Here is a 1,542-nt window from a genome sequence, read left to right on the forward strand (position 1 = left end):
AAGTTTAATCCCTGATTCTCTGTTATTAACCATTGATTCTGTGATGTTAACCATTGATTTTGTGTTGTTAACCACTGAATCTGTGCAGTTAACTCATTAATCTGCTGTCTTTTTTGCTCTTCCTTTTCCCGAATGTTTCTATACCGTTCAAATTCTCTTCTATCTTTTTGGAACTGACTTACAACACGTTTTAACTTTTCCAGACTACGATCTAAATTTTGAGGTTCATGAATTTCGGGGCTACCGTCCGCATTAAATGTATTTCCCGGATTTATCAATGGGGTGGCTGCAAGCAGTCGCGGGGTACCACTCCTCCGTGCAGGGGAAGCGTTTTGGGGATGAGGTTGGTCAACTAAAAGGGAATGGTCGTTCGAATGTTTTCTTAAGAAATTTGGATTTATTCCCGGAACTTCCCAGCCAAATTGGTCCTGTGTCAGGTTGCTTTGATGATCACCATAGGAACGAAGTGAATATGATCGCATTCGCGAAGAGTCATTTGACCGATCAGTACGGGCAGGCTGCTTTGGCTTTGCTCCCTGCAGTAAGTACTTATCAGTGGACGTTTTAAGAGAACTGGTGCCAGAGCCAGAGGCACTGTTAAATGGCCGGATGGTATGGGTGAATGTGTTTCCATGGCTGGCCATTGTTTCGCTGGAGGTATTATTGCTGTTACATCCTGATTGACGTTCATCAGATGCAAAGCCGCCACTGACTATTGTTTCGTTGGAGGTGCTATCGCTGCTACATAGGGATTGACGTTCATCTGATGCTGAGCAACCACGGGCCATTGTTCCGTTGGAGGCATTATCATTGTTGCTGATCACAGGCTTTTGTAGTGACAGTTTTTGAAGTGAAGGCTCTCGTTGTGAAGGTTCTTTTGTTGCAGGGAAAGATCGCAACAGCATCATCAGGCTATTTGAATAGCGTACAAAATTAAAGTAAGACGGGTGCTGCTCAAATCGTGTGAAGATCTCCTGAAAAGTACTGGAATATGTAAATGGATGAGCGCAGAACAAAATATCACGGATTATGGTTACGTCGGATATTTTCCCCAACAGTTCATAAATAGTTCCAAATGGGTTTTCGTAGAGCAGGAACAGTTGAACAAAGTGCTCAGTAAGACAAGACTTTTCAAAGTCTCCCATAGGCGGTTGTGTGTCAGATTGATTGACTCTTCGGATTATGTCCTGAACAATCTTGGACAAAATGCTCAGGTTGTTGTCGCCCGCTTCGGACAGTGCCTGGTCAGCCAGAGGTATTTTTTGGAGGGCAGACGGAATGTTAAAATCATTCAAAGTACGTGTCTTATCGGTTGTAGATTCTATCAGCTGCTCAATAAACCGGTTACGCAATGAACCCTCTTTGAATGAACGCGGCAGTTCCAGTATCGCCTCAAGAGGCGTGACAGGAGTCCCCCTGTTGTTTGTGCCTTCTGTTTTCAGAACCTGCAAACGCTGAGGCATGTCCAGCTCATCCAGTATTTGCCCCAGCTTAAAAACGGCATCGGGAGCGTCGCTTTCAATGATGGCTATAAGCTGGTTC

Annotated in this window: 1 protein-coding gene; it reads right to left on the minus strand. The window is 44.5% G+C overall.

The genetic code is table 11. The annotated features are described in order from the left end of the window. Nucleotides 1-1,542 (minus strand): hypothetical protein (locus tag KDK19_RS18970; RefSeq protein WP_257292626.1); only part of this gene is annotated, 1,542 nt, incomplete at both ends.

Origin of the sequence: Endozoicomonas sp. ONNA1, assembly GCF_024606325.1 — a bacterium.
Lineage (GTDB): Bacteria > Pseudomonadota > Gammaproteobacteria > Pseudomonadales > Endozoicomonadaceae > Endozoicomonas_A.